This window comes from Mesorhizobium sp. M1163 (assembly GCF_040318415.1).
In the GTDB taxonomy this organism is placed as follows: domain Bacteria; phylum Pseudomonadota; class Alphaproteobacteria; order Rhizobiales; family Rhizobiaceae; genus Mesorhizobium.
The window spans coordinates 1-21,731 of the sequence record NZ_JAMYMF010000002.1; the positions used below are offsets into that span (position 1 = coordinate 1).

Sequence of the window (21,731 nt, forward strand, 5' to 3'; positions counted from 1 at the left end):
TACGGAAGTCGATCAGCAGGCGATGGCTTCCAGCCAGGCGCAGCTTGTCGGTCAGTTCCTAATCGACCGGGCGGGCATCGTACGCCGGAACTTCACTGAAGTTCTGGAGGATGGCCTCAACACCTTCAGAGCGCCGAATCCCGAGGAATTGATGTCGGCAGCTTCCCAAGTTGCACATTAACAGGCTGCGGAAATGGGCTGCTAACAACGCGCTCGACGGCCACCGTCCTGTGGTGATTCTTTGGATTTAACAATCGTCGAGATGCTCAGGCGCGGAGGGCTAACGGCCGGCTGGCGTGCCGTCCAAGTGGTACAGCGCGTGGTCCAGGCGGAGTGACGCATGGTCGTCTTCGAGCCCCATAAAATCCCTCATGAGTTAGGACGTCCGGTGGGCACTGGGATGGTCTGCTGCCCGGGTGTGTACCCGGCGCGTTTACCTGAGGTGTCGCCCGGTGTCGGGCGGCAGGATCGGGAAGATTTCTGGGCGCGTTGACAGCCCACGGCGCTGAGCGGATCAAGATGGATCCGGCGCGGACTTCTGCTCAACATTGCCGAAAGCTTGCGCCGCAAAGGGCGGATCACTGGTTGCTAGCGGGCGGCGAGCTTGTCCGACCGTTTGCAATACAGGCGGACGCCGACGGGCACGATCTCATAGCCGGCGTTGTTCAACTGGAGCTTCATCTCCTCGAAATGCCGCTTTGAGCCGCTGACGATCGATTCAGGCGTGTAGTCCCAGCCGTTACGAGCGGCATTGGCCAGAATGTCGGCGTAGAGTCGCATGCTCGTGATTTTCACATCCGATTCCAGCACCTGCCTGCATCCTCTTGCGAACGACGGCGACAGACCCGCCGAAAAACTCAAAATCGTGCGTGCAATAACGACCGAAACGGTACGCATGGAAGCCCTCCCCTGACTACAGCTGTTGCTGCGGGCGATCTTGCAGTTTGTGCGTCAGCGGCGGCATCGGGCAGATGCAGTATTCGACCTCCTCCATTTGTAGTATTCTTCCGCTGGGGACGGGGTTCCAGCATGATGCTCAACGACGCTTCGAAAGCGCGGGCGCTCGACGCCTTGTCGGGTCGCGAGCGCGCGGTTGCGGAAAAATTCGCGTCCGGTATGACTTACCGTGAAATCGGCAAGGCGCTTTTCATTGCCCCGACCACAGTTCGCACTCACCTTGCGAGCATCTACGAAAAGCTCGGCGTACGGACCAAGATCGGGCTTGCGACCTACTTTAGCGGTATCCCGCGCGCGTCGCAGGAAGCGCTTTTGCCTTTGTCCGAAGCCCCGCCAGCGCTTGCCATATTCCCGATTGAATGCCTCAATTCCGAAGAGCGATGGCGTCGCTTTGCCGATGGCCTGTCGTCGGACATCACCATCGACCTGGCGCGCTACGCAGGCCTGCCTGTCATAGCCTTTCACACGATGAAATCGCTGGGCAGCAAGCCGGCCGATTTTGCCGCGGACGGTAAGACGCTCGGCGTCACCTATATAGTTTCGGGCCGGTTGCGCGCCGACGACCAGAGGGTTCGCTTGACGATAGAGCTTGCCGATGCTCGTAACGGCGTCAGCCTGTGGAGGGAGCGCTACGACCGGCCTGTCGAGGACATTTTCGAGCTGCAGGACAGCCTGACCGAAAGCATCATCAATGTGTTCGCCGGCAGTTACGGAACCCTCGCCACCGTCGGCCGCAACGCGGTTCGCCGCAAGCCGCCGGCCAGCCTGCGCGCCTATGATTGCTATCTGCTCGGTGTAGAACAGCACACGACGTTCAGCCGCGCCGGCAATGCGGCGGCGATCCGTCTGTTTTTACGAGCGCTGGAGCTTGACCCCACTTTCGCCAACTGCTGGGCCGAACTCGCCTATGCCTATTCGATCGAGGCCTGCAACGGCTTTGGCGACGACGTGCTGACCTCGATCGAGAACTGGCGGACGGCGGCCGAAAACGCACTGCGCCTCGACCCGACGGACAGCTGCGCCCACGCGTGCCTTGGCAACCTCAGAGCATGCCTTGGCGATCTCGAAGGAGCGGAGCGCGCCCACCGGCGCGCTCTCGAATACGGCTTCAATCATGCCGGCATATTGCCGCTACTTGCCGGCAGCAAGGCGCTTGTCGTTGGCGATCCCGCCGAGGCAATTCCGCTCATCGAGCGTGCCATGCGGCTTAACCCACTGGCCCCGCCCTGGTATTTCGGCATGCAGGGCCGCATTCTGTTCGCCGCCGGCAGACACCGGCAAGCCATTGCGGCGCTCCGCCGGAGTTCGCCGGAGTCGCCAGACGTGCTGATGTTTCTGGCGCTCGCGCATGCGGCCACGGGTGAGGCCGGCGAAGCGGCCAGGTTTGCCGCCCGTTTGAAAGCCGAATTCCCCGAATTTTCGGTCGAACGCTTCATCACTGCCTATCCCGTGACCAATCCGGATGCCGTGCTGGCCATACGCGACGCAGCAAGGCTGGCAAGGCTCGTCTAACAGGGCCGCATGCATCCGAGGCGACATTCCAGTCCTTGCGTGGACACAGCCGGCAGCCGGTTATACTGGAAACGCGTAACGAGAACCAACGCCATGTCGCCACGACCGAACATTGCCCGGCAGCGCCCTGCCCCCGCGGGCCAGCCTCCCGGCGTCAGCCTCTGCCGCGCCCTGTCGAAGCTTGGCCTGTGCTCGCGTAAGCAGGCCGAGCTTCTGGTTGCCGAGGGGCGCGTGCGGGTCGCCGGCAAGATCGTGCGCAACGGCGCGATGCGCGTCGATCCCGGCCGCGACCGCATCGAGGTCGACGGCCGCCGCGTCGCCGCCGAGCGCAAGGTCTATCTGATGCTCAACAAGCCGCGCGGCCTGGTTACCACCCGCGACGACCCGCAGGACCGCGGCACCGTCTATGATTGCCTGGCAGGCCTCGACCTGCCCTTCGTCTCGCCGGTCGGCCGCCTCGACAAGGCCAGCGAAGGCCTGCTGTTGATGACCAACGACACGCGCTTCGCGCAGCGCCTGCTCGACCCCGCCTCGCATGTTGCCAAGACCTATCACGTGCAGATTGGCGCCCTGCCCGACGAGGCCATGCTGGCGCGGTTGCGCGCTGGCGCGACAGTCGACGGCGACTTGCTGACGGCCCGCTCGATCGAGCTGTTGCGCGGCGGCACCAGCACCGCCTGGCTGGAAATCGTGCTCGACGAGGGCCGCAACCGCCATATCCGCCGGCTGCTCGGCGCCCATGAGATTGAGGTGCTGCGCCTGGTGCGCGTTGCGATCGGATCTCTGCAACTCGGCGAGCTTGCCAAAGGCAAGGCCCGCCATCTGACCGCCGAAGAGCTGGCGCTGCTTCGGGCCTGAAGGGCAGAGCGAAGCATCACTCAGTGCCCAGGCCGGTTTGATGAGCGTTCTCATGGATTTCGGCAAAATCCAGCCCATATCCTAGATATGGAGCTTTGAGCGTGAAACTCGCGCGTGCGGTCCTGCTTGCCGCGGCTTTCGTGGCTGCTGCGGCCGTTTGTCCCCCTTCTGCAACCGGAGAGGCGAACGGCCGGGAGAAAATTGTGTTGCGCGTCGAGATCGACGGCGCCATCGGTCCGGCGAGTGCCAGGCAGCTCGAGGAAGCGCTGGCGGTGGCCGCGGACCGAAACGCCCAGGCTCTTATCCTGCAGATGGACACGCCCGGCGGGCTGGTCACCAGCATGCGCGAGATGATCGCCGCTATCCTCGCCTCGCCGGTTCCCGTCATCGGCTATGTCGCGCCCGCCGGCGGGCACGCGGCGAGCGCCGGAACCTACATCCTCTATGCTACCCATGTAGCGGCGATGGCGCCCGGCACCAATCTGGGCGCGGCAACGCCGATCGAGATGGGCGGGCCGCTGCCATCGTTTCCCGGCGGCAAGAACGATGGCCCGGAGGCGGACAAGGACAAGAAGAACGCACCCGCGGGCGATGCGATGATCGCCAAGGCGACGAACGACGCCGTTGCCCTGATCCGCAGCCTGGCTGAATTGCGCGGGCGCAATGCCGAATGGGGTGAAAAGGCCGTGCGCGAGGCGGCCAGCCTGTCGGCCGGCGCGGCGCTGCAGGAGCATGTCATCGACTTCGTCGCCCGCGACACCACCGAGTTGCTTCAACTGGCCGACGGCCGGACCGTCGAGATCGCCGGCAAGAAAGAGGCATTGGCGACGAAAGGGCTGCCGGTTGAAACGCTCGAACCAGGCTGGCTCATCCGGCTTCTCGCCGTCATCACGGACCCAAACATCGCCGTCATCCTGATGCTGGTCGGCGTCTATGGCCTCGTCTTCGAATTCACGAGCCCGGGCGCGGTCGCGCCTGGCGTGATCGGCACGATTTGCCTTCTGCTCGGCCTCTATGCGCTCAATCTCCTGCCGATCAGCTATGCCGGCCTTGCCTTGATGCTGCTTGGCATCATCTTTCTCGTCGTCGAAGCCTTGAACCCGACAGTGGTCCTTGGGCTGGGAGGCGTGGCTGCGTTTCTGCTGGGCGCTGCCATGCTGCTCAAGATCGAGGGGCCCGGCTTCGAGATGTCGTGGGCCGTTATCGGCACCGCCGCCGTCCTGACGCTCGGCCTGGCGCTGTTGACCGGCAGCTATCTGTGGGCGGCCCGCAAGAACGTTCCGCGTGTTGGCGCACAGGCCATGCAGGGGCTGCCGGCGGAGATTCTCGACTGGCAGGGCAGCGAGGGCCACGTGCTCGCCCGGGGCGAGCGCTGGCGGGCAAAAGCCGACGAACCGCTTGCGGTGGGCGACAGCGTCGAGGTGGCTGATGTCAGGGGTCTTGTGCTGACGATACGGCGCCGCAATGTGGGAAGCGATGGAGCAAGGCAATGATCATCGGTTATGTGGCGTATCTGGCAGCAGCGCTCGTCGTGGTCATGTTCTTATCCGCGGCCATTCGCGTCCTGAGGGAATATCAGCGCGGGGTGGTCTTCACGCTCGGCCGCTTCACCGGGGTCAAGGGCCCCGGCCTTATCATCCTCATCCCGTTCGTGCAGCAGATGGTGAAGGTCGACCTGCGAGTGGTGGTCCAGGACGTGCCGCCGCAGGACGTGATCTCGCGTGACAACGTCTCGGTGAAGGTCAACGCGGTGCTGTATTTTCGTATCGTCGACGCCGAGCGGGCGGTGATCCAGGTCGAAGACTTCATGACCGCCACCAACCAGCTGGCACAGACCACGCTGCGCTCGGTGCTCGGCAAGCATGAGCTCGATGAAATGCTGGCCGAACGTGACAAGCTCAACAGCGATATCCAGGAGATTCTCGACCAGCGCACCGATGCCTGGGGCATCAAGGTCTCCGATGTCGAGATCAAGCATGTCGACCTCAACGAGAACATGGTCCGCGCCATCGCCAAGCAGGCCGAGGCGGAACGGCTGCGGCGTGCGAAAGTGATCAATGCCGACGGCGAACAACAGGCGGCGGCAAAGCTCGTCGAGGCTGGCAAGATGCTGGCCGAAGCACCGCAAGCCATGCAGCTACGCTATTTCGAGGCTCTCCATGACATCGCCGGCGAGCGCTCGTCGACGGTCGTGTTTCCGGTGCCAATGGATCTGCTCGGTCATTTCATCAAGCAGGGCGGGAAGTGAGCGAGGAGCGCATAATCTCCCTCGTGGGGAGATCAGCACCCTCACCTCTGCCACGGCGGGACCGGCGCAAAGCGTTTGCCGATCCAGTCGGCGAAGGCACGTGTCTTGGCGGCTTGCCCCTTGGCCGAAGGCATGACGACATAGACGGCCCCTTCGTCGGCAAGCGTCCAGTCCTCCAGCACTGGCACCAGCCGGCCGTCGGCGAGCTCGCGTCCGACCAGCCAATCCGTGCTCATCATCAGCCCGACGCCTTGCACGGCGGCTTCGACCAGGACCTCGGCGTCGTCGGTGACCAGCGGGCCGGAGACCTCGATACTGACGCGGCGGCCCGTGGTGTCGGTCATCTCCCAGGCCGGAAAGGTCTGGAAGCCTGAGAAGCCGAGACAGCTGTGTTCCAGCAGCGCTTCCGGCGCAGCCGGCGTGCCCCGGCGGGCGAGGTAGGACGGCGCGGCGCACAGCAGCCGCCGCCGTGTCGCGACCTTGCGCGCCACCAGCCGCGAATCCTCCAGCGCGCCGAGACGAACGGCGACATCGAAATTCTCGGCGACGAGATCGACGAAACGGTTGGAGAACTCGGCCTCGATACGGATGTCGGGAAATTCGGTGAGAAACTGCGGCAGCAGCGGGCCGATCCACATGCGCCCGAACGAGCCGGGCAGCGCCAGCCGTAGCACGCCGCGCGGCCCGCCGCCGGCATGCGCCGACGCTGCGGCCTCGGCCTCGTCGACGGCGGCCAGGATAGCGCGGATGCGGACGAGGAACTCCGAACCCGCCTCGGTCAGCGACACGCTTCGCGTCGTCCGGTGCAGCAGGCGCACGCCCAACCGCTCCTCCAGCGAGGCAAGGCGCCGCGACAGGATCGTTGCGTCGCGGCCGATGCGAGCCGCCGCCTTGGTGAAGGAGCGTGCTTCGGCGATTGCCGCGAAGGCGGCCATTTCGGCCAATGCTGCCGGTTCGTGCGATTGCTGCATCTGGCGCAGAGCTCAAATGTAAAAGCCAAGGATTATATACCAATAGCGCAGCAGCTAGTTTCACTCAATCCCGGCCCGTCAATCGGCCCATCAACCGGAGTGAGACATGAAAGCGATCGAACTGACTGCCCCGAGACTGGACGCGTTTCGCGCGGCCACCGTTCCCACGCCTGAACCGCAGCGCGGCGAAGTGCTGATCCGCCTGCGCGCCGCAAGCCTCAACTTTGTCGACGTCGCGATCGCGAGCGGCAACTATCCAGGCCCGAGCTTTCCGCTCATTCCCGTCGTCGACGGCGCCGGCGAGATCGTCGGCATCGGCGAGGGCGTGTCGAGGCTCGCCGTCAACGACCGCATCATCGCCCATGCAAAACCGCGCTGGATCGGCGGTCGTCCGCGGCCTTATGAGACCAGAGAGATGCGCGGGCTGACACTGCCCGGCTCGCTCGCCGAATATGTCGTGCTGCCGGCCAATGCCGTCGTGCCGATGCCGGCTCACTTGTCCTTCGAAGCGGCAGCAACGCTGCCGATCGCTGGCACCACCGCCTGGAACGCGATCCACGCCGCCGATGCCGGGCCCGGATCAGTCGTCGTCCTGCTCGGTACCGGCGGTGTCTCGATCTTGACCCTGCAACTGGCCAAGGCAGCCGGCGCCACGGTCATCATCACCTCGTCGTCTGACGAAAAGCTGGCCCGCGCCAAGGCCTTGGGTGCGGATCATCTCATCAATTATCGTGAGACACCGGACTGGGACGCCAAGGTGCTCGAGCTGACCGACGGCCTCGGCGCCGACCTGATCGTCGAAACCGGCGGCTCGGCTACCTTCGCCCGCTCAATCAATGCCGCGGCGCCCGGCGGCACGGTGTTCGCCATCGGCTTCGTCACCGGCGCCGAGGCCACCACGAACCTGCTGCCGATCATCATCAAGGCGCTCAAGATAGTGGGCAACAACACCGGTTCGGTATCCGACCTGCGCGACGCCGCGCGCGCCATCGGCGCCGCCCGTATCGATCCGGTCATCGACACAATCTACAGCCAGCACCAGGCGACCGAGGCCTACGCCCACATGGCGGCCGGCGGCCGGCATTTCGGCAAGCTCGCGTTCAGTCTGTCGTGGTGAGCCTGAAAAGGCAGAGCGATCAAGCTGCCGATCTCCCCCCTCGTGGGGGAGATGTCCGGCAGGACAGAGAGGGGCACTGTCCCTCCAGCCTATCAGGCAATAGCAGTTCGCGCACGTACGTAAGGTTCTCAGCTCATCAAAGTTGAACTGAACGCTGGCGATCCTTCACGCCCCCCTCTGCCCTGCCGGGCATCTCCCCCACGAGGGGGGAGATTGGCAGTTCCACCGCGTCCGCCTAAATCAACTTCTCCAGCGTGATCGGCAGATCCCGCACCCGTTTCCCGGTGGCGTGGAATACCGCGTTGGCGATCGCCGGCGCCACGCCGACGATGCCTAGCTCGCCGACCCCCTTGCCGCCAAGCACCGAGGAATGCGGGTCGGGAATACCGACCGAGATCACCTCGATGTCGGGAATGTCGGCATTGGTGGCGATGAGATAGTCGGCGAGGTTGTTGTTGACGATGCGGCCGTGGCGGCGGTCGACGATGCCTTCCTCGAGCAGCGCCTGGCCGATGCCCATGATGATGCCGCCCTTCCACTGGCTTTCGGCGAGCTTGGGGTTATAGAGCCGGCCCGAATCCAGCGCCGATACCACGCGCGACACACGAACCGTGCCAAAGTCCTCGTCGACGCGCACTTCGATGAAATGCGCGCACCAGCTGTGGCGGGAATAGTCGCCCTCGGTGTGCGGCAGCGCCATGGCTATGGTGGTGTAGTTCTTGTAGCGGTCCTCGACCGTCGAATTGGCCGGCATGGTGTCGCCCTTGGCCTCGATATGCTGGCGCCCGACGCTGCTGAGCAGTTCGGCGATGGCAACTTCGGGGCCGTCGCCGCGCGGCGACGAAATGCGGCCATTGACGACGACAAGCGTGTTGGCCTGCAGCGCATGGAAAGGCGAATTTGGATCGCTGATGGCGAGCCCGACCAGCTGGTCGAGCGCGGCACTCGCCGCCTTGTGCACGGCGCCGGTCATCACCCCGGCCAGCCGCGAGCCGCCGGTGACGCCGGCGCGGGCATAGCGGGAGTCACCGAGCTTGACGACGACGTTTTCCGCCGGGACGCCCAGCACTTCGGCGGCCGTCTGCGCCAGGATCGTGTAGGTGCCCTGCCCCATATCGATCGACGAGCTTTCGACCTCGACCGAGCCGTCGGCGAGAATGCGCACGACCGCCTCGCCATAGGCGCGCCGCACCGGGTAGGTGCCGGCGGCGACACCCCAGCCAATCAGCTGGTTGCCGTCGCGCATCGAGCGCGGCCGGGGGCTGCGCTTCGACCAGCCAAAAGCTGCCGCGCCGGCCGCGAACGCCTCGCGCAGCTGCCGCGTCGACCACGGCTTCTTCGCATGCGGATCCTGCTCGGCATAGTTCCTGAGCCGGATTTCCAGCGGGTCGATACCGACGTCATAGGCGAGCTCGTCGATCGCGCTTTCGATGCCGAAGGCGCTCGGGTTCTCGCCCGGCGCGCGCAAGGCCCCCGGCACCACCGTGTTGACCCGCACGACGTTCTGCCGCGACGAGAAATTCGGCGTCGCGTACATGACCGAGGTGACCGAGCCGAGCGGCTCGACCCACATGCCGTCGACCGAGGTCTCGTTGACGCCGCGATGCACGATCGACTGGATCTGACCCTCTGCGTTGGCGCCGAGCGCCACGGTCTGGCGCGTCGCCGCCCGTCCGCCATAGGCGGTGAAGGTCTGCGGCCTGCTGACCGCCAGCTTCACCGGCCGTCCCAGCATTTTCGCGGCCACCGCCGCCACCGCGCCGTAGCCATAGGCGAACGCCTTGGAGCCGAAGCCGCCGCCAATATAGGGCGAAACCAGGCGCACATTCTCGAACGGCACGCCAAACCATTCGGCATAGGTCCGCGCCATGCCGTCGAGCCATTGGCTGGGCTCCCAGACCGTGAGTTGGTCGTCCTGCCACTTTGCGATCAGGCCATGCGGCTCCATCGGCGCCTGGTATTCGCGCGGCGTGTTGTAGGCGTTGCAGATCCTGACCGGAGCCGAGGCGAACGCGGTCTCCGCCTCACCCCACTCCTTGGTCATCGCATCGACCGCAATGCCGTCGCCGGCTTTCGGATCGCTGAGGTCGACGATCGCCGGCGCCTCGTCATAGGCGATCTTGACCAGCGCCGCGGCTGCGACCGCCTGTTCGAAGCTCTCGGCCACCACCGCCGCGATATGCTGGCCGCTGAAGGTGATGCTGCGCGCCAGCGGGCAATAGGCAACAGCCGGCGGCGGCGTGCCCAGCCAGTCCGTGGCGGTTCTCAGCGGCAGGAAATTGTCGGGCGTCAGCACCAGCAGCACGCCCGGCGCGGCTTCGGCCGCTGCCGTGTCGATCGACTGCACCCGGCCGGCGGCAATGGTACTCTCGACCAGCACCGCATAGGTGAGCCCCTCGAGCTGCTGCTCGACGGCGTATTTGGCGGCACCGGTGATCTTGGCCGGTCCGTCGACGCGCGACAGCCGGCCGCCGACCTGATCCGCGAGGACGGCGCCGTCCGAAGCGTCGCCGCGTTTGGCATCGCCAGGTCTTGTTCTCAACTCGTGAACGGTCATGCCGTTTCCCCCATTTTGAGGATGGCGCGGGCGACGACGCGCGGCGCCAGTTCGATCTTGTAGTGGTTGGCGCCATGGTCGACGGCGCCCTCGACGGCGAGCAGGCTGGCTTGCCTGACGACCTCCGGCTCGAGCACCTTGCCTTTCAGCGCCTCTTCGACGGCGCGGGCGCGCCATGGCTTGGTGGCGACGCCGCCAAGCGCGACGCGCAGATCGCGGATCGTCCTTCCGTCGGCCTCGAACTCGATACCGACCGCGGCACTTGCCGCGGCGAATTCATAGGACTGGCGGTCGCGGACCTTGAGATAGGTCGAGCGGCGGGCGGCGGCCGAAGCGGGAATGCCGATCGCGGTGATCATCTCGCCGGGTTCGATCGCATGTTCCCGTTCGGGCGTGCTGCCCGGCGGCAGGAAAAAATCATCGACGGCGACCTGACGGTCGCCGAGATGGAGGATCGCGTCGAAGGCGACGAGCGCAACCGCCAGGTCGCCGGGATAGGTGGCGATGCAGGCTTCGCTGGTGCCGAGCACGGCATGACCACGGGTGACGCCGCCGATCGCCGAGCAGCCGCTGCCGGGCGAGCGCTTGTTGCAAGCGGGGAAATTCGCCGGATCGCGGAAATAGGGGCAGCGCGTACGCTGCATCAAATTGCCGCCGATCGTCGCCATGTTGCGCAACTGCGCCGATGCGGCCTGCCACAATGCTTCCGAGACGGCTGGGAACCGACTCTTGATATCGGCATGGTCGGCGACGCGGCTCATCCTGGCCAGCGCGCCGATCGTGGCGCCCCGGTCATCAACGGCAATCGTGTTCAGTCCCTTGAGATGGGTGATGTCGACCACGGTCTCGGGTTCGGCAACGCCGCATTTCGCGAGATCGACAAGCGTCGTGCCGCCGGCCAAAAGCATGGCGCCGGGAAGTGCTGCTGCCTCACGGGCTGCATCGACGGAGCCGGCGCGGAGATACGAAAAGTCCCTCATGACGCGGCCTCCACGGCCGCCTGGCGCACGGCGGCGATGATATGCGGATAGGCGCCGCAGCGGCAGAGATTGCCGGCCATGTATTCGCGGATCTCCTCGTCGGAACCGGCATGGCCCTCGCGAATGCAGGCGACCGCCGACATGATCTGGCCCGGCGTGCAATAGCCGCACTGGAAGGCATCCTGTTCGAGGAAGGCGGCCTGCACCGCATGCAGCGTGCCATCCTCCCCGGCAAGCCCTTCGATGGTGGTGATGTCCCTGCTCTCAGCCTGAGTGGCAAGCGTCAGGCAGGCCAGCACGCGCTGGCCGTCGATATGCACCGTGCAGGCGCCGCACTGGCCCTGGTCGCAGCCCTTCTTGGTGCCGGTCAGGCCGAGATGGTCGCGCAAGGCGTCGAGCAGGGTAACGCGCGGTTCGACCTCCAGCTCATGTCGATGTCCGTTGATTTGAAGTTGGATTGGAGTTCGGGTTTTGCTTGTCATGGGGCGTCTGGCTCCAGTTGCTTGACGCGGGAGGGGATGATCTGTTGCCCGGCCGGCGAGCGGCAAGGTCAGCTTATGGCTAGGTGAAGGCTATCTTCCCCTTGGGGGAAATGCCCGGCAGGGCAGAGGGGGTCTGCCTGACTTGGCGCGACCTCGGGGAGGCTGCGGCTTGCGAGGTCGAAAGACGTGACATACCCGATCCCGTGATTACATGAGAAAGGCGCTCCACAATCGGAGGCGCCTCCGCTTATTACCTAAGGACCTGCTCGGCCCTGTTCAAGCCCAGGATCGAAAATGATCAAAATTGGAGAAAATTGGCAGCAGCCAGCCGTCATGCCTGGAGACAAAAAAGCACCACCGGCCCAAGCCGGTGGTGCTCTCTGAACTGTCTGTAGGGGCAGGACAGTCCAATGATCCTGAGGGGATCGTGCTCAATGTCGGCTCATTTTTGCCTCAGGGCATCGGCCGAACAGATGAGGAGTGCCGGCCGCGCCAGGAAATATCCTCCGTCGTCATCCACCGGGACAGGCAAGATGCGGAACGCCGGCCCAGACTCGATCCTGTGATTGTATTTACTTGCGATTATATTTGTCGGAGGCGTAACGAAGTTGGAGGCGTCTCCGTTGTTGAAACGGGGCCTGCCCTATTCGGATCAACACTGGAGAAAAAATTGGCCGCAGAGCCGCCCGTCATATCTGGAGACAAGGCCGAAGCCGCCGCTGCAAAACCGCTGCGCGCCGACGCGCAGCGCAACCGCGACGCACTGGTCGAGGTCGCGGCGAAAGCCTTTGCCGCGCATGGCGTCGATGCCTCGCTGGAGGAGATTGCGCGTCAGGCCGGCGTCGGCATCGGCACGCTCTACCGGCATTTCCCAACGCGCGAGCATCTGGTCGAGGTGGTTTATCGGCGCGAAGTGGAAGGACTGTGCCAGGCGGCCGACGAACTCGCCCACGATCATGTGCCCGACGTCGCGCTCGAACAATGGATGCAGCGCTTCGTCGACTACATCGCCACCAAGCGCGGGCTGTCGACAAGCCTGCGCATCCTGCTCACAACCAACTCCACCCTGTTCTCCGACGTTTCGGGCAGGGTGACGCTGGCTTTGCGGCGGCTGATCGATGCCGCGGTCGCCAACGGCTCGATCCGCAGCGACGTCGATGCCTCCGACGTGCTGCATGCGCTGGGCGGCATCTATTCGGCCCCGGACACCAAGGACTGGCGCGACCGCTCGCGCCGATTGGTGTCGCTGCTGATGGATGGGCTGCGGTTTGGAGCGGCCAAATCCGGCCCATCCAGGGAATGACGAATGCAATGACTGCCCTTATTTCAGCGAGATGCTCATACCGCTGAGATCGGCGTTGACTTGCAGACCTACCTGCCTGCCTGTGAGTTCGAGTTGGGCACCCTTGTCATTGGTCATGACGATCACCTGGGCTCCTTTGCCAAGCGCGCCGCCACCGCCCGCTGCACCGTACACCCCCGTCACATCCCGGGCGCGGCGTATGTGGCGCACGGTACCTTTGAAATAGGTCTTGGAGGCGCCGAAGGCGAGGCCGCCCGAGATGCCGCCGACCGAGATGGGATATCGGCGACCATGGAAGGTCAGTGTGCCCTCGCCTCCGGAGCCGCCGATGAAAAAGGCCGCCTTGTAGATGGCGAAGCGGATCGTACCGCTGTCGGCATGCGCGACGCTGGCAAAGCTAACTGCCGCGGCGGCGATGACGGCAACCGCGACTGAACGAAATCTGGACGAAATCTTCATGATGAGAACTCCTCAAGATCGCCGCATGCCCAGCCGACCGGGCACATCGGCGTCGTATCAAAGTCATAGCTGAACAGTCTCGCCCGTCATTGGTTCCAAGCACGCGGCCTGAATTCGGCTGCGAGAAGACCGCTACGAAACGAGGCGGACGGCGAGCATAGACCTGGCTGTAAGAACAGCGGCCGAATGGTGGGAATCCTTCGCCGGCGCTCCTATGAAAACGTAGGTGTTGAAGCCGAACGGTATTAGTCTGCGCTGTCTGGGGTTTCGGGAGCGCGGCAAAGAATGGATTTGAACTCTGGCTACGGCTATCTGCTGATCGGCGGCCTGATCCTGGTCGGTGCCGGGCTCCTGGTCGTTTCGCTGATCGTCAATCTCCGTGTGGCGCACAGTGTGCGTGACGACGTACGCCATCGTGAAAAGCTGCTGGAATATTATCGCAACATCTTTTCGCAGCTGGGCGTGATCCTGATCGGCATTGGCGTGTCCCTGTTCATCTTCTTTTTCCAGCAGAACTATCAGGACCAGCGTAAACGCGAAACGGAGCTCCAGCAGGTTCTCGCCAAACTGGCGGCGCGTATTGCCCGCGGCGGCGCCGTCGTGGAGGCCCTTGGCGAATTCGATGCGCTGCTGGATGATGGCGGCGCCTATGTCAGTCCGGAACTCGGCGGCAACAATGCCGCGGTCAGCGCCCACGGGACGGCGCTCGCCAAGCAGGTTTCGCAGATCCTTCTGGTCGAACGCGACGTCGATGTTCAGGGGTTCGATACCCTGAATTTATCACGCGATTTCGAAGCATCGTTCGTCGTCAACGAGCTCAACCCAACGCTATGGTTCAACATCGTCCGGGACGAGAGCGACATCAAATATGCCACCACTCAGATCGCCCTGGATTACAAGGACCTGCAGGATGCGATCGGCGGCGAGGCGATCGAGGTTGCGATCGCCAATCCCGAAAAGGAGCGGAAGATCAAGCAGGAGGTGCTCGACATTTTTTATGATGCCGACCTCCTGCGCCAGCGCAGCAGGCGGTTTCTCGGCCGCGCATGCTGGCTGTTCAGCAAGGGGCGCGGTTTCGTCAAGCTTGCACCGGCCAATGAGATCGAAGCCGATGCCAGGTCGCACCAAGAATGGATCGACCGGTCGAAACCCTTCCTGACGCAAGCGACGCCGGGCAGCGGCGATTGCTTCAAATTGCTCCAGTTCGGCCCGGCATCCTGAACCGGCAAAGGCTCGCCCGCCCCGCGACGGCTAATCACCCTCGCGCTGCAGCGTGCCGAGATGATTGTCGTTGAGAAACTCGATGGTCACGGCCGACGCCTTGCCGTCGGGGTCGATGACAAAGCTGACGGCCGAGGGCCTGTCCGGCATCTCGGCATCGGGGAAGGTCACGAAGAGGTCGCGGTCGAAATGCTTCAGTGGATAGGACCGCGCACCGGCGGGCCCGACCTTGAGGACAAGAGCCTCTCCTTCGCCCGACACAATAGCATCGCCGATGAAGTCGTTGAAGTAACGGCCGGCATAGGCACTGGCTGGCCCGGCCGGACTTGCCGGAGAGGGCGGCACGGCATAGGTGGCCTTGGCCGCCGCAATCACCGGCCCGAACATGCCTGCATAGATATCATTCCATGCCTTTACCTTATCTTTCCCCAGCGTTCCGTCGAAGACGAGATCGGCGAAGCTGTCGGACAGTCCCTCCGGCACGCCTGTCGGAAAGGCGTTGGCGATGACGACGATGCCAAGCTTCTCCTCGGGGAAGAGCATCACCAGACTGCGTGCGCCGGTGCTGAAGGCGCCCGCATGACCCCAGACCAGCCCGTGCCGGCCGAATTCGACATTCCAGCCGAGGCCGTAGAAGGCCTCGCCTCCGGAGACGGGGTTCTTGCCGCGAACCATCAAGGGAATATGTGTCTGGTCCAGCGCATCGGCGGCAATGAGTCTCTTGCCGGCGTAGGCCCCGTTGCCGAGCACAAGGCGCATCCATTGAGAGAGATCGCGTGCGGTGGAACTGACGCCGCCTGCTGGCGCCTGCGCATCCGGATAGCGCTGGACCTTCGCGGCCCAGGCGCCATCGATCTTGGCGTGGAGTTCGGCGCGGTTGGCGTGCTTGATGAAGTCCGAATGACGCGAACTGGTCGAGGCCATTCCAAGCGGACGATAGAGCTTCTCTTCGGCGACCTCTTCCCAGGGCTTGCCCGTCGGCTTCGCGGCGGCGACGGCACCCTCGGTCAGTCCGAAATTACTGTAGGAATAGCCGGCACGAAAGCTCGACGACGGCGACACGAACCGCAGGCGGCGCAGGATCTCCCCGCGGTCATAGCCAATGTCCTCGAGGTCGTCGCCCGCCGTGCCGGGAAGCCCGCTGCGGTGCGCAAACAGGTCGCGGACCGTGAGTTCGCTGGTCGGATAGGGCTCGGCGAGCCGGAAAGCCGGATCGAGGTCGGCGATCTTCGAATCCCAGGAAGCGACCCCGTTGCTGACCAGCGCCGCCACGACGGTGGCGGAGACCGGCTTGGAGAGGGAGGCGATCTGGAAGACCGTGTCCGCATCGACGGTCTCCGGTTTTCCGGCTTCGCGATGCCCGAACCCCTTGAGGAAGATCACCTCGTCGCCATGCACGACGCCGATGGCCAGACCGGGCACGCTACCATCCGCGACGACGCCTTCGGCAAGTAGTTCGAGCTTCGCAAGGGCCGCGGCGATCCTGTCGGGTGGGATGGTATCGGCCGACGCCGCTTTCGGCAAAAGCACCATGATAGCGATGAAGGCCAACATCCTCCAACGGAGGTGGTTCCGCTTTATGAATAGCCGCATGCTCAGCCCCCTCCGCTTCACCGGCGTGCACTATTGCAGGCCGACGCAGGGAAGGCCAGCCTCACGCTCGACCCGCCATCCATTGACGGATGTCGGTTTCGCACCAGTCGAAATTTAGACAGCCGCGCCTGAGCTAGGATGCCGCGCGCAGGCGAAGGCGCCGCCTGCTGGCGCGGGCCTTCTCCGCCACCGCAGCGGTGATCTCGACCACGCCGTCTTCACGCGGTCTGGCGTTGGTGACCTTGTGGAGCCGCTCATAGGGCAACAGTTCCTTGACCCGGGCTTGAAGCGACGCGACTTCGGCACGCAGATCCTCGCATTCCTGCCGCTGGACGTCGAACTGTATCTGTTCGGATGCCTGCTGCAGGGAAAGCTGCGAAAAATTCGCGCTGACCGCGGAAAGGTTCATCTTGTCGCTTTCGCTCTCCTTCATGAGAGCAGACAATTTTTCCTCGGCGATTTGCTTTTCGGCCACCGCGTCGCTCGCTTGAGCCTTGAGCCTGGCGATCTCGCTGACGGCTTCGCTGTTGTGGTTCGAGGCGGCTTCCAGTCGCGATCGGAGATCCTCGATCTCAGAACGCAAGCCGGTCATCTCCGCGACACCGCGTGCAAGTTCGGCTTCCCTGTCCCCGTCCCTGATGCGGGCCGCTTCCGTCATTTCCGACAGCTTGGCCTGCGCCATGTCGAGCGATTTCTGCAGCCGCATTTCCTCTTTCTCGCTCTTGCCAAGCGCGGCCAGCAGTTCCGAAACCTGTGCGGCGTCATTGGCGTGGACAGTCGAGAGTTCGTCCAGCCTGTGCCGGGCCTCGGCCTCCCGTTTCAGCGCCTTGTCGAGGTCGATCGACAGGCTAACATGTTTCTCCCGCAGCATCTCGTTCTCGCGCGAGCGTCTGTTGGCCTCGACCGCTCTGGCCGAGAGCGTTTTGACAAGCTCGCCGAACTCGGCCTCGCGTTTTGCGCTCGCATTGCCTGCCACCACGAGCTCCAGCCTTGCTGCAGCCAGCGCGCCGCGAAGTGCTTCCTTGTCCTCGACCAGGCTCGCCTCATGCTGCTGCAGCGCCTCGATAGCGCTGTCGCGCTCGCGCTGCTTTCTGGTTGCATCGTGGAGCTGTTCGGATAGTGCTCTTTGTTGCGCGGTCAAGCTGGTATTTGCCAGCTCCAATTCGTTGGCGCGAAGAATGTCGCCGTGGAGGAGTTTCAGGAATTCGCCTGTCAGATGATGCGAGGTCGCGATCTCCGACAGTTTCGCATGGATCTCCCCAAGATACTCCTGCGCGTCGTGAAAGAGCCCATCGACCGCACTTAAGGCAGCGAGCCGGGTTTGCGTGTGGGGCGTCAGCCGTCGCGCGGTCTCGAAGGCATCCGCATTGGCCTCAAGTTGCGAGCTGTCATCCATTGCCGCGAGATTCCCATCCGACACAGTCTCATCCGGGACAGTGACGTCGTTCAACGGCGACTGATCGTCCACGTTGAGACATTCGCTAAACGCATCCGCCAAATCGGTTTCGAGCTCCTTGAACGCCCTCTCCACAGTCTCGGCACGCTTGATCAAACCTTTGAAATTCATGACTGAATATCCCTCTCGTGCAGCGCCGTTAAGGAGCGAACATTCGCCTCCCCCGAATACGGGTTCACCCCTGACCGTGCGCTCTGGCCGACGCCACGCTAGGGACAGGCTCGGCCACTGTCCTCGTGTATTTGAATGACGCGCCTCGCGGCAGTCGCCGATGGCGCGATTCGTAGCGACGGCGACAGTTCCAACGAACGCGTTGGGCGGCATCTGCTCGGCCGCCGCAAAACCGTCGAAGCTCGACATGAACCGGTATTTTCGACGTCTGGCGGCATCGGTGCTTGATGCCGCCAATATTTCATTCCACACACCGGTCACGATGACGGACGAGATACGGGATCAGCGCCAGATATTCAGGTGGGCCTTGCCTGCCTCCGCGGTTCTGCATTTGCTCGCCGCGGCGCTTCTGTTGTCCGCGCTGCCGGTGTCGCCCCCGCAGCCGCAGAAGGAGCAGGCCATCGGGGTGGATCTGGTGCCGCCGCCCAAACCATCGGAGAAAGCCAAACCTCCGCCTCCTGCGAAACCGCCCAAGCCCGAAAAGCCGCCGGAAGCAAAGATCGAGACGCCGGCGCATCCTGAAGCCGACCCTCAGAGGCCTGTCTTCCAATTCGGCGAGAAGGACGCTGGTCCTCGCAAGTCTCTGGACGGCAACAGTGCGGAGGATGGTTCGGAACAACCGACGGCGCCGCAAGATCCCAATAAACAGGATCTTGCGCAGCCACCTGCCGTGACTGCGGTAGACGGCAAAGACCCGGCTCCGCCGCCTGGCGCATCCGCGCCGCCTAAGCCCAAGCCAGCGAACGTGGCCAAGGTGCAAAAACCCTTGAAGCTTCAGCAAGCCAAGACGTTGTTCTCGGAAGCAGCAACCGGTGATCCGATAGCGACAATCGCAATGGCTGCTTTGCCGCGCGGCGAACGGGTCGGGCAGCTCTGCGCCACGGAACTCGGCGGGCAGTTGCTCCACGCCTCGCCCCCCTATTTTTTTGACAGCATTCCCAAGTATCGGTTGAAGGAGGGCACGGTCCTCGACGTCGCCAGTGCACCCTTTCCCGTCAACGGACAGTGGTACGACCTGAGCTTTCGTTGCGAGGTCGATCCGGACGTGACGAAAGTCATTTCCTTCGCCTTCCGTGTCGGAAATCCGGTGCCGCGCAGCGAATTGAAACGCCGCGGGCTGCCGGCCGAATAGCTAGCCTAGGCTGATCGAGGTCGGCTCGGAGACATCAATCCGCGAAACAACCCGGCATCCGCAGGTTAGCTTTCGCCAGCGGCCGCCCCAAGGTGGGACGAATGCCCGCCTTGGCAATCGCTGTGTCGAGGTTTAGCTTATGCTAAGGGAGGGATCGATGGCTTCAAGTTTCAACGTTCATCACGCTGCCGGCTATGAGCAGCTCATGGGCCGCTGGAGCCAAAGGCTCGCGCCTCTGTTCATCGACTTCGCGGGGCTTAAAGACGGCGAAACGATCCTCGACGTCGGCTGCGGCACCGGCAGCCTGACCTTCGCGCTCGTCAAGGCCGCTGACCTCGGTGAGGTCGCCGCGATCGACTTTTCGGCCGTTTTCGTCGAGGAGGCAATCCGGCGCAACACCGATCCGCGGATAAAAATCCGCCAGGCGGACGCCTGCGCCCTGCCCTTTGGGGACGACGCGTTCGACCGCGCCCTGGCGCTGCTCGTGCTCCATTTCGTGCCCGAAGCCGGCAAGGCAGTCGCCGAGATGCGTCGCGTCGTGCGGCCGGGCGGTGTGGTCGCGGCGACGGTATGGGACCATCTCGGCGGCATGCCGGGGATGCGCATGATGATCGACACGGTGGCGGTGCTCAGCGAAGGCGGACGCCAGCTGCGCGCCCGCTATTGCACCCAGCCGATGATGCAGCCGGGCGAAATGAAACGGACCTTTGTCGAGCAGGGTCTCCGCGACGTTGCCGAGACTGAGCTGATGATCCGCATGGACTATCAAAACTTCGACGATTACTGGGCGCCGATTGCCGCCGGCGAAGGACCGCTCGGCAAGTACGTGGCCACGCTCGACCCGGACGAGCGGGCGCGCACCGACGCCGCCATGCGCGACGCCTACGAGGCCGGCCGGCCCGACGGCCCGAGGTCCTTTGCCAATGTCGCCTGGGCCTGCCGCGGTATCGTTGCCTGACGTTGGCGCTAACGCACGTCGCGCAAAAGTGTGCAGCGGTTTTGCGATAACGACATGCATAAAAACAAGAACCTAAAGTAGCGTCGCATGAGGCCGATCGAGCGCGACGGCTTTAGCCGATCCCGTAGACCAGCCCGACGCGGCCGTCCGACAGCTGTTCGACCTTGCGCAGTTCGAGCCCACGACGATTCTTCGCCGTTCCAAACAGCGGCTTTCCTTCACCGGCGAGCAGCGGATAGACGATCAGCCTGAGTTCATCGACCAGCCCGGCATCGATAAGGCTCGCAGTAATTCGGGCGCCGCCCATAAGGTAGATGTCCTTGCCGGGCTGCTGTTTCAGCGCAGCGATATCCTCGAAATTCCGCACGAAGCGCGTCTTTGGCCAGGCCGCCGAAGTCATTGTGTTCGACAGCACATAATGCGGCGTCTGCGCGGCGAAGCGGGCCCATTCGAGCTCGGCCGGCTTCGGCAATTTGCCGGTCATCGGCAGCGGCTTGTCGGGCTCGTTCTGGATGGCGCTCCAGTAGCGCTCGTAGCCGGCATACATGACGCTGCCAAGCAGGCAGGCATCGATTTGCGGCGTCAGGCCGTATTCCTCAGACCACGCATCGACCCAATCAGCGTAGCCCTCGGGTCCCTCCATCTTGCCGTCGACGGAAATTTTCATTCCAGTAATCAATTTACGCATGACTTCCTCCATCAGGCTTGCGGGATGCAAGCACGTTTCATCGGTTCATCGTTGCTTCGTGTGGCTGGCGGCGACCTCAGGGATGGCCGCCGCGAGTTACATCAGGCCGGCAGGCGGCGGTCGTATTCTTCCCGCAGGCGGCTCCAGCCGTCCCAGAACGAGGTCGGTGTCTTGCCCGCCAGGCGGGCGGCCAGCAGGTCGAGGTGTATGTGCCAGCCGGCAGTGATGTTGAGCTGGATTGCGCGTTCCGGCAGGCGCCGATGGACGACGGTGAGCAGCACATCGCTACCCTTCGCCTCCAGCAAGAAGGAGACGCCGCCGGTGTTTCCCCAGGTGATCGAAAGCTTGCGCGGCGGATCGAGTTCGGTGATCCGGCCCTCCATCCGATGCTCTTCGGGGAAACCCGCGGGGCGCTGGCCAGGCGGGTCGGTCAGCTCGTCGTTGCGCCAGACGAACTCGAACGAGCTGCCGGCCTTCATTTCCATTTGGCCTGCGGCCATCCATTGCCGTCGCAAGTCACTCTCGGTGAGATAGGCCCAGACGCGCTCGATGGGGCCGGGCAAAAGGCGCTGGATGGTGAACGTGGCGGGCTCGGTCAGCTCGCCATAGGCGCCGATGGTTCTCATCTGGTTCATTGCTCGTCTCCTTCTTTCGGATTGGGCGATTTCCTGGGCTCATCCTGGGCTTTGCGTGCGTCCTCTTCGCGAAGAAGGCGTTCGAGAACATCGAGACGACCGGTCCAGAAGCGCTCGTAGAAGCCGAGCCACTGATGTGCGCTGGCTAGGGGTCCAGGGGCTAGTCGGCACAAATGCGTGCGGCCCCTCACCTCTCGATGAATAAGCCCTGCGTTCTCCAGCGCCTTGATGTGCTTGGAGGCGGCCGCGAGCGACATCACGAAGGGTTCCGCCAGCTGGCTTACCGTTTTCTCGCCATCGGCGAGATCGCGAAGCATGTGCCGGCGGGTGGCGTCGCCAAGGGCGTGAAAAACCGCGTCCATCTGGGATGTCTCTAATTCAACCATGTAGTTGAATATAGGCGCACGCTTTGAGATAGTCAACCGTTTGGTTG

The 21,731-nt window shown here is 63.8% G+C and carries 20 protein-coding genes and 1 pseudogene; 10 read left to right on the plus strand and 11 right to left on the minus strand.

What is annotated here, in order from left to right; all coding sequences use genetic code 11:
• A pseudogene (locus NKH43_RS02055) lies at nucleotides 1-181 on the plus strand (AhpC/TSA family protein); the annotation flags it as partial.
• 407 nt (nucleotides 182-588) lie between these two features.
• Here the strand turns inward: NKH43_RS02055 and NKH43_RS02060 are convergent.
• The gene (locus tag NKH43_RS02060; RefSeq protein WP_352856344.1) at nucleotides 589-897 is read right to left on the minus strand and encodes a hypothetical protein; all 309 of its coding nucleotides are present in this window, start codon (nucleotides 895-897) and stop codon (nucleotides 589-591) included.
• Between the two features lie 132 nt (nucleotides 898-1,029).
• On the opposite strand from NKH43_RS02060, the gene NKH43_RS02065 reads away from it, so the two are divergent.
• The 4 genes from NKH43_RS02065 (at nucleotide 1,030) to NKH43_RS02080 (ending at nucleotide 5,575) form a co-directional block, all read left to right on the plus strand.
• Nucleotides 1,030-2,469: a LuxR C-terminal-related transcriptional regulator gene (locus tag NKH43_RS02065; RefSeq protein ID WP_352856345.1), complete on the plus strand. Its 1,440-nt coding sequence runs from the start codon at nucleotides 1,030-1,032 to the stop codon at nucleotides 2,467-2,469.
• Nucleotides 2,470-2,562: 93 nt separating this feature from the next.
• Nucleotides 2,563-3,327, plus strand: coding sequence for a pseudouridine synthase (locus tag NKH43_RS02070; RefSeq protein WP_352856347.1), 765 nt, complete (start codon nucleotides 2,563-2,565; stop codon nucleotides 3,325-3,327).
• Nucleotides 3,328-3,428: 101 nt separating this feature from the next.
• On the plus strand, nucleotides 3,429-4,820 hold the full coding sequence (locus NKH43_RS02075) for an NfeD family protein (RefSeq protein ID WP_352856348.1): 1,392 nt from the start codon (nucleotides 3,429-3,431) through the stop codon (nucleotides 4,818-4,820).
• Complete coding sequence (locus NKH43_RS02080; RefSeq protein ID WP_023722913.1) at nucleotides 4,817-5,575, plus strand: slipin family protein; 759 nt, start codon at nucleotides 4,817-4,819, stop codon at nucleotides 5,573-5,575. The genes NKH43_RS02075 and NKH43_RS02080 overlap by 4 nt, the downstream gene beginning before the upstream one ends.
• A gap of 41 nt (nucleotides 5,576-5,616) precedes the next feature.
• Here NKH43_RS02080 and NKH43_RS02085 read toward each other — a convergent pair whose 3' ends face one another.
• Nucleotides 5,617-6,546: a LysR family transcriptional regulator gene (locus tag NKH43_RS02085; protein ID WP_352856350.1), complete on the minus strand. Its 930-nt coding sequence runs from the start codon at nucleotides 6,544-6,546 to the stop codon at nucleotides 5,617-5,619.
• 106 nt (nucleotides 6,547-6,652) lie between these two features.
• On the opposite strand from NKH43_RS02085, the gene NKH43_RS02090 reads away from it, so the two are divergent.
• Nucleotides 6,653-7,663: a zinc-dependent alcohol dehydrogenase family protein gene (locus NKH43_RS02090; protein ID WP_352856352.1), complete on the plus strand. Its 1,011-nt coding sequence runs from the start codon at nucleotides 6,653-6,655 to the stop codon at nucleotides 7,661-7,663.
• A 235-nt stretch (nucleotides 7,664-7,898) separates the two neighbouring features.
• Here the strand turns inward: NKH43_RS02090 and NKH43_RS02095 are convergent, their stop codons facing one another.
• From NKH43_RS02095 to NKH43_RS02105, 3 genes are read right to left on the minus strand one after another with little or no spacing between them, the layout of a single operon-like run.
• Nucleotides 7,899-10,220, minus strand: coding sequence for a xanthine dehydrogenase family protein molybdopterin-binding subunit (locus tag NKH43_RS02095; protein ID WP_352856354.1), 2,322 nt, complete (start codon nucleotides 10,218-10,220; stop codon nucleotides 7,899-7,901).
• Nucleotides 10,217-11,200, minus strand: coding sequence for an FAD binding domain-containing protein (locus tag NKH43_RS02100; RefSeq protein WP_352856356.1), 984 nt, complete (start codon nucleotides 11,198-11,200; stop codon nucleotides 10,217-10,219). The genes NKH43_RS02095 and NKH43_RS02100 overlap by 4 nt, the downstream gene beginning before the upstream one ends.
• A complete protein-coding gene (locus NKH43_RS02105) occupies nucleotides 11,197-11,682 on the minus strand; it encodes a (2Fe-2S)-binding protein (protein ID WP_023722351.1) in 486 nt (161 codons plus the stop codon). The genes NKH43_RS02100 and NKH43_RS02105 overlap by 4 nt, the downstream gene beginning before the upstream one ends.
• Nucleotides 11,683-12,352: 670 nt before the next feature.
• Here NKH43_RS02105 and NKH43_RS02110 point away from each other — a divergent pair.
• Nucleotides 12,353-12,985 (plus strand): TetR/AcrR family transcriptional regulator, encoded by a 633-nt coding sequence (locus tag NKH43_RS02110; RefSeq protein WP_023722352.1) that lies wholly within the window; start codon nucleotides 12,353-12,355, stop codon nucleotides 12,983-12,985.
• A gap of 18 nt (nucleotides 12,986-13,003) precedes the next feature.
• Here the strand turns inward: NKH43_RS02110 and NKH43_RS02115 are convergent, their stop codons facing one another.
• Nucleotides 13,004-13,444, minus strand: coding sequence for a lipid-binding SYLF domain-containing protein (locus NKH43_RS02115; RefSeq protein ID WP_023677323.1), 441 nt, complete (start codon nucleotides 13,442-13,444; stop codon nucleotides 13,004-13,006).
• A 285-nt stretch (nucleotides 13,445-13,729) separates the two neighbouring features.
• Here NKH43_RS02115 and NKH43_RS02120 point away from each other — a divergent pair, with 285 nt between their 5' ends.
• On the plus strand, nucleotides 13,730-14,665 hold the full coding sequence (locus tag NKH43_RS02120; RefSeq protein ID WP_023722353.1) for a hypothetical protein: 936 nt from the start codon (nucleotides 13,730-13,732) through the stop codon (nucleotides 14,663-14,665).
• 30 nt (nucleotides 14,666-14,695) lie between these two features.
• Here NKH43_RS02120 and NKH43_RS02125 read toward each other — a convergent pair whose 3' ends face one another.
• On the minus strand, nucleotides 14,696-16,219 hold the full coding sequence (locus NKH43_RS02125) for a serine hydrolase (RefSeq protein WP_023722354.1): 1,524 nt from the start codon (nucleotides 16,217-16,219) through the stop codon (nucleotides 14,696-14,698).
• A gap of 172 nt (nucleotides 16,220-16,391) precedes the next feature.
• Complete coding sequence (locus NKH43_RS02130) at nucleotides 16,392-17,825, minus strand: coiled-coil domain-containing protein (RefSeq protein WP_352481675.1); 1,434 nt, start codon at nucleotides 17,823-17,825, stop codon at nucleotides 16,392-16,394.
• Nucleotides 17,826-18,027: 202 nt separating this feature from the next.
• Between NKH43_RS02130 and NKH43_RS02135 the strand changes: the two genes are divergently transcribed.
• Both NKH43_RS02135 and NKH43_RS02140 read left to right on the plus strand, forming a co-directional pair.
• Nucleotides 18,028-19,017 (plus strand): DUF930 domain-containing protein, encoded by a 990-nt coding sequence (locus NKH43_RS02135; protein WP_352856359.1) that lies wholly within the window; start codon nucleotides 18,028-18,030, stop codon nucleotides 19,015-19,017.
• 157 nt (nucleotides 19,018-19,174) lie between these two features.
• Entirely contained in the window at nucleotides 19,175-19,975 is an 801-nt protein-coding gene (locus NKH43_RS02140) for a class I SAM-dependent methyltransferase (protein WP_352856361.1), read from the plus strand.
• 112 nt (nucleotides 19,976-20,087) lie between these two features.
• Here the strand turns inward: NKH43_RS02140 and NKH43_RS02145 are convergent, their stop codons facing one another.
• The 3 genes from NKH43_RS02145 to NKH43_RS02155 form a co-directional block, all read right to left on the minus strand.
• A complete protein-coding gene (locus tag NKH43_RS02145; protein ID WP_352856363.1) occupies nucleotides 20,088-20,663 on the minus strand; it encodes a dihydrofolate reductase family protein in 576 nt (191 codons plus the stop codon).
• A 101-nt stretch (nucleotides 20,664-20,764) separates the two neighbouring features.
• Nucleotides 20,765-21,298, minus strand: coding sequence for an SRPBCC family protein (locus NKH43_RS02150; RefSeq protein WP_352592691.1), 534 nt, complete (start codon nucleotides 21,296-21,298; stop codon nucleotides 20,765-20,767).
• The gene (locus NKH43_RS02155; RefSeq protein WP_352856626.1) at nucleotides 21,295-21,684 is read right to left on the minus strand and encodes an ArsR/SmtB family transcription factor; all 390 of its coding nucleotides are present in this window, start codon (nucleotides 21,682-21,684) and stop codon (nucleotides 21,295-21,297) included. Before NKH43_RS02155 ends, NKH43_RS02150 begins: the two co-directional genes overlap by 4 nt.
• Between the last annotated feature and the right edge of the window lie 47 nt (nucleotides 21,685-21,731).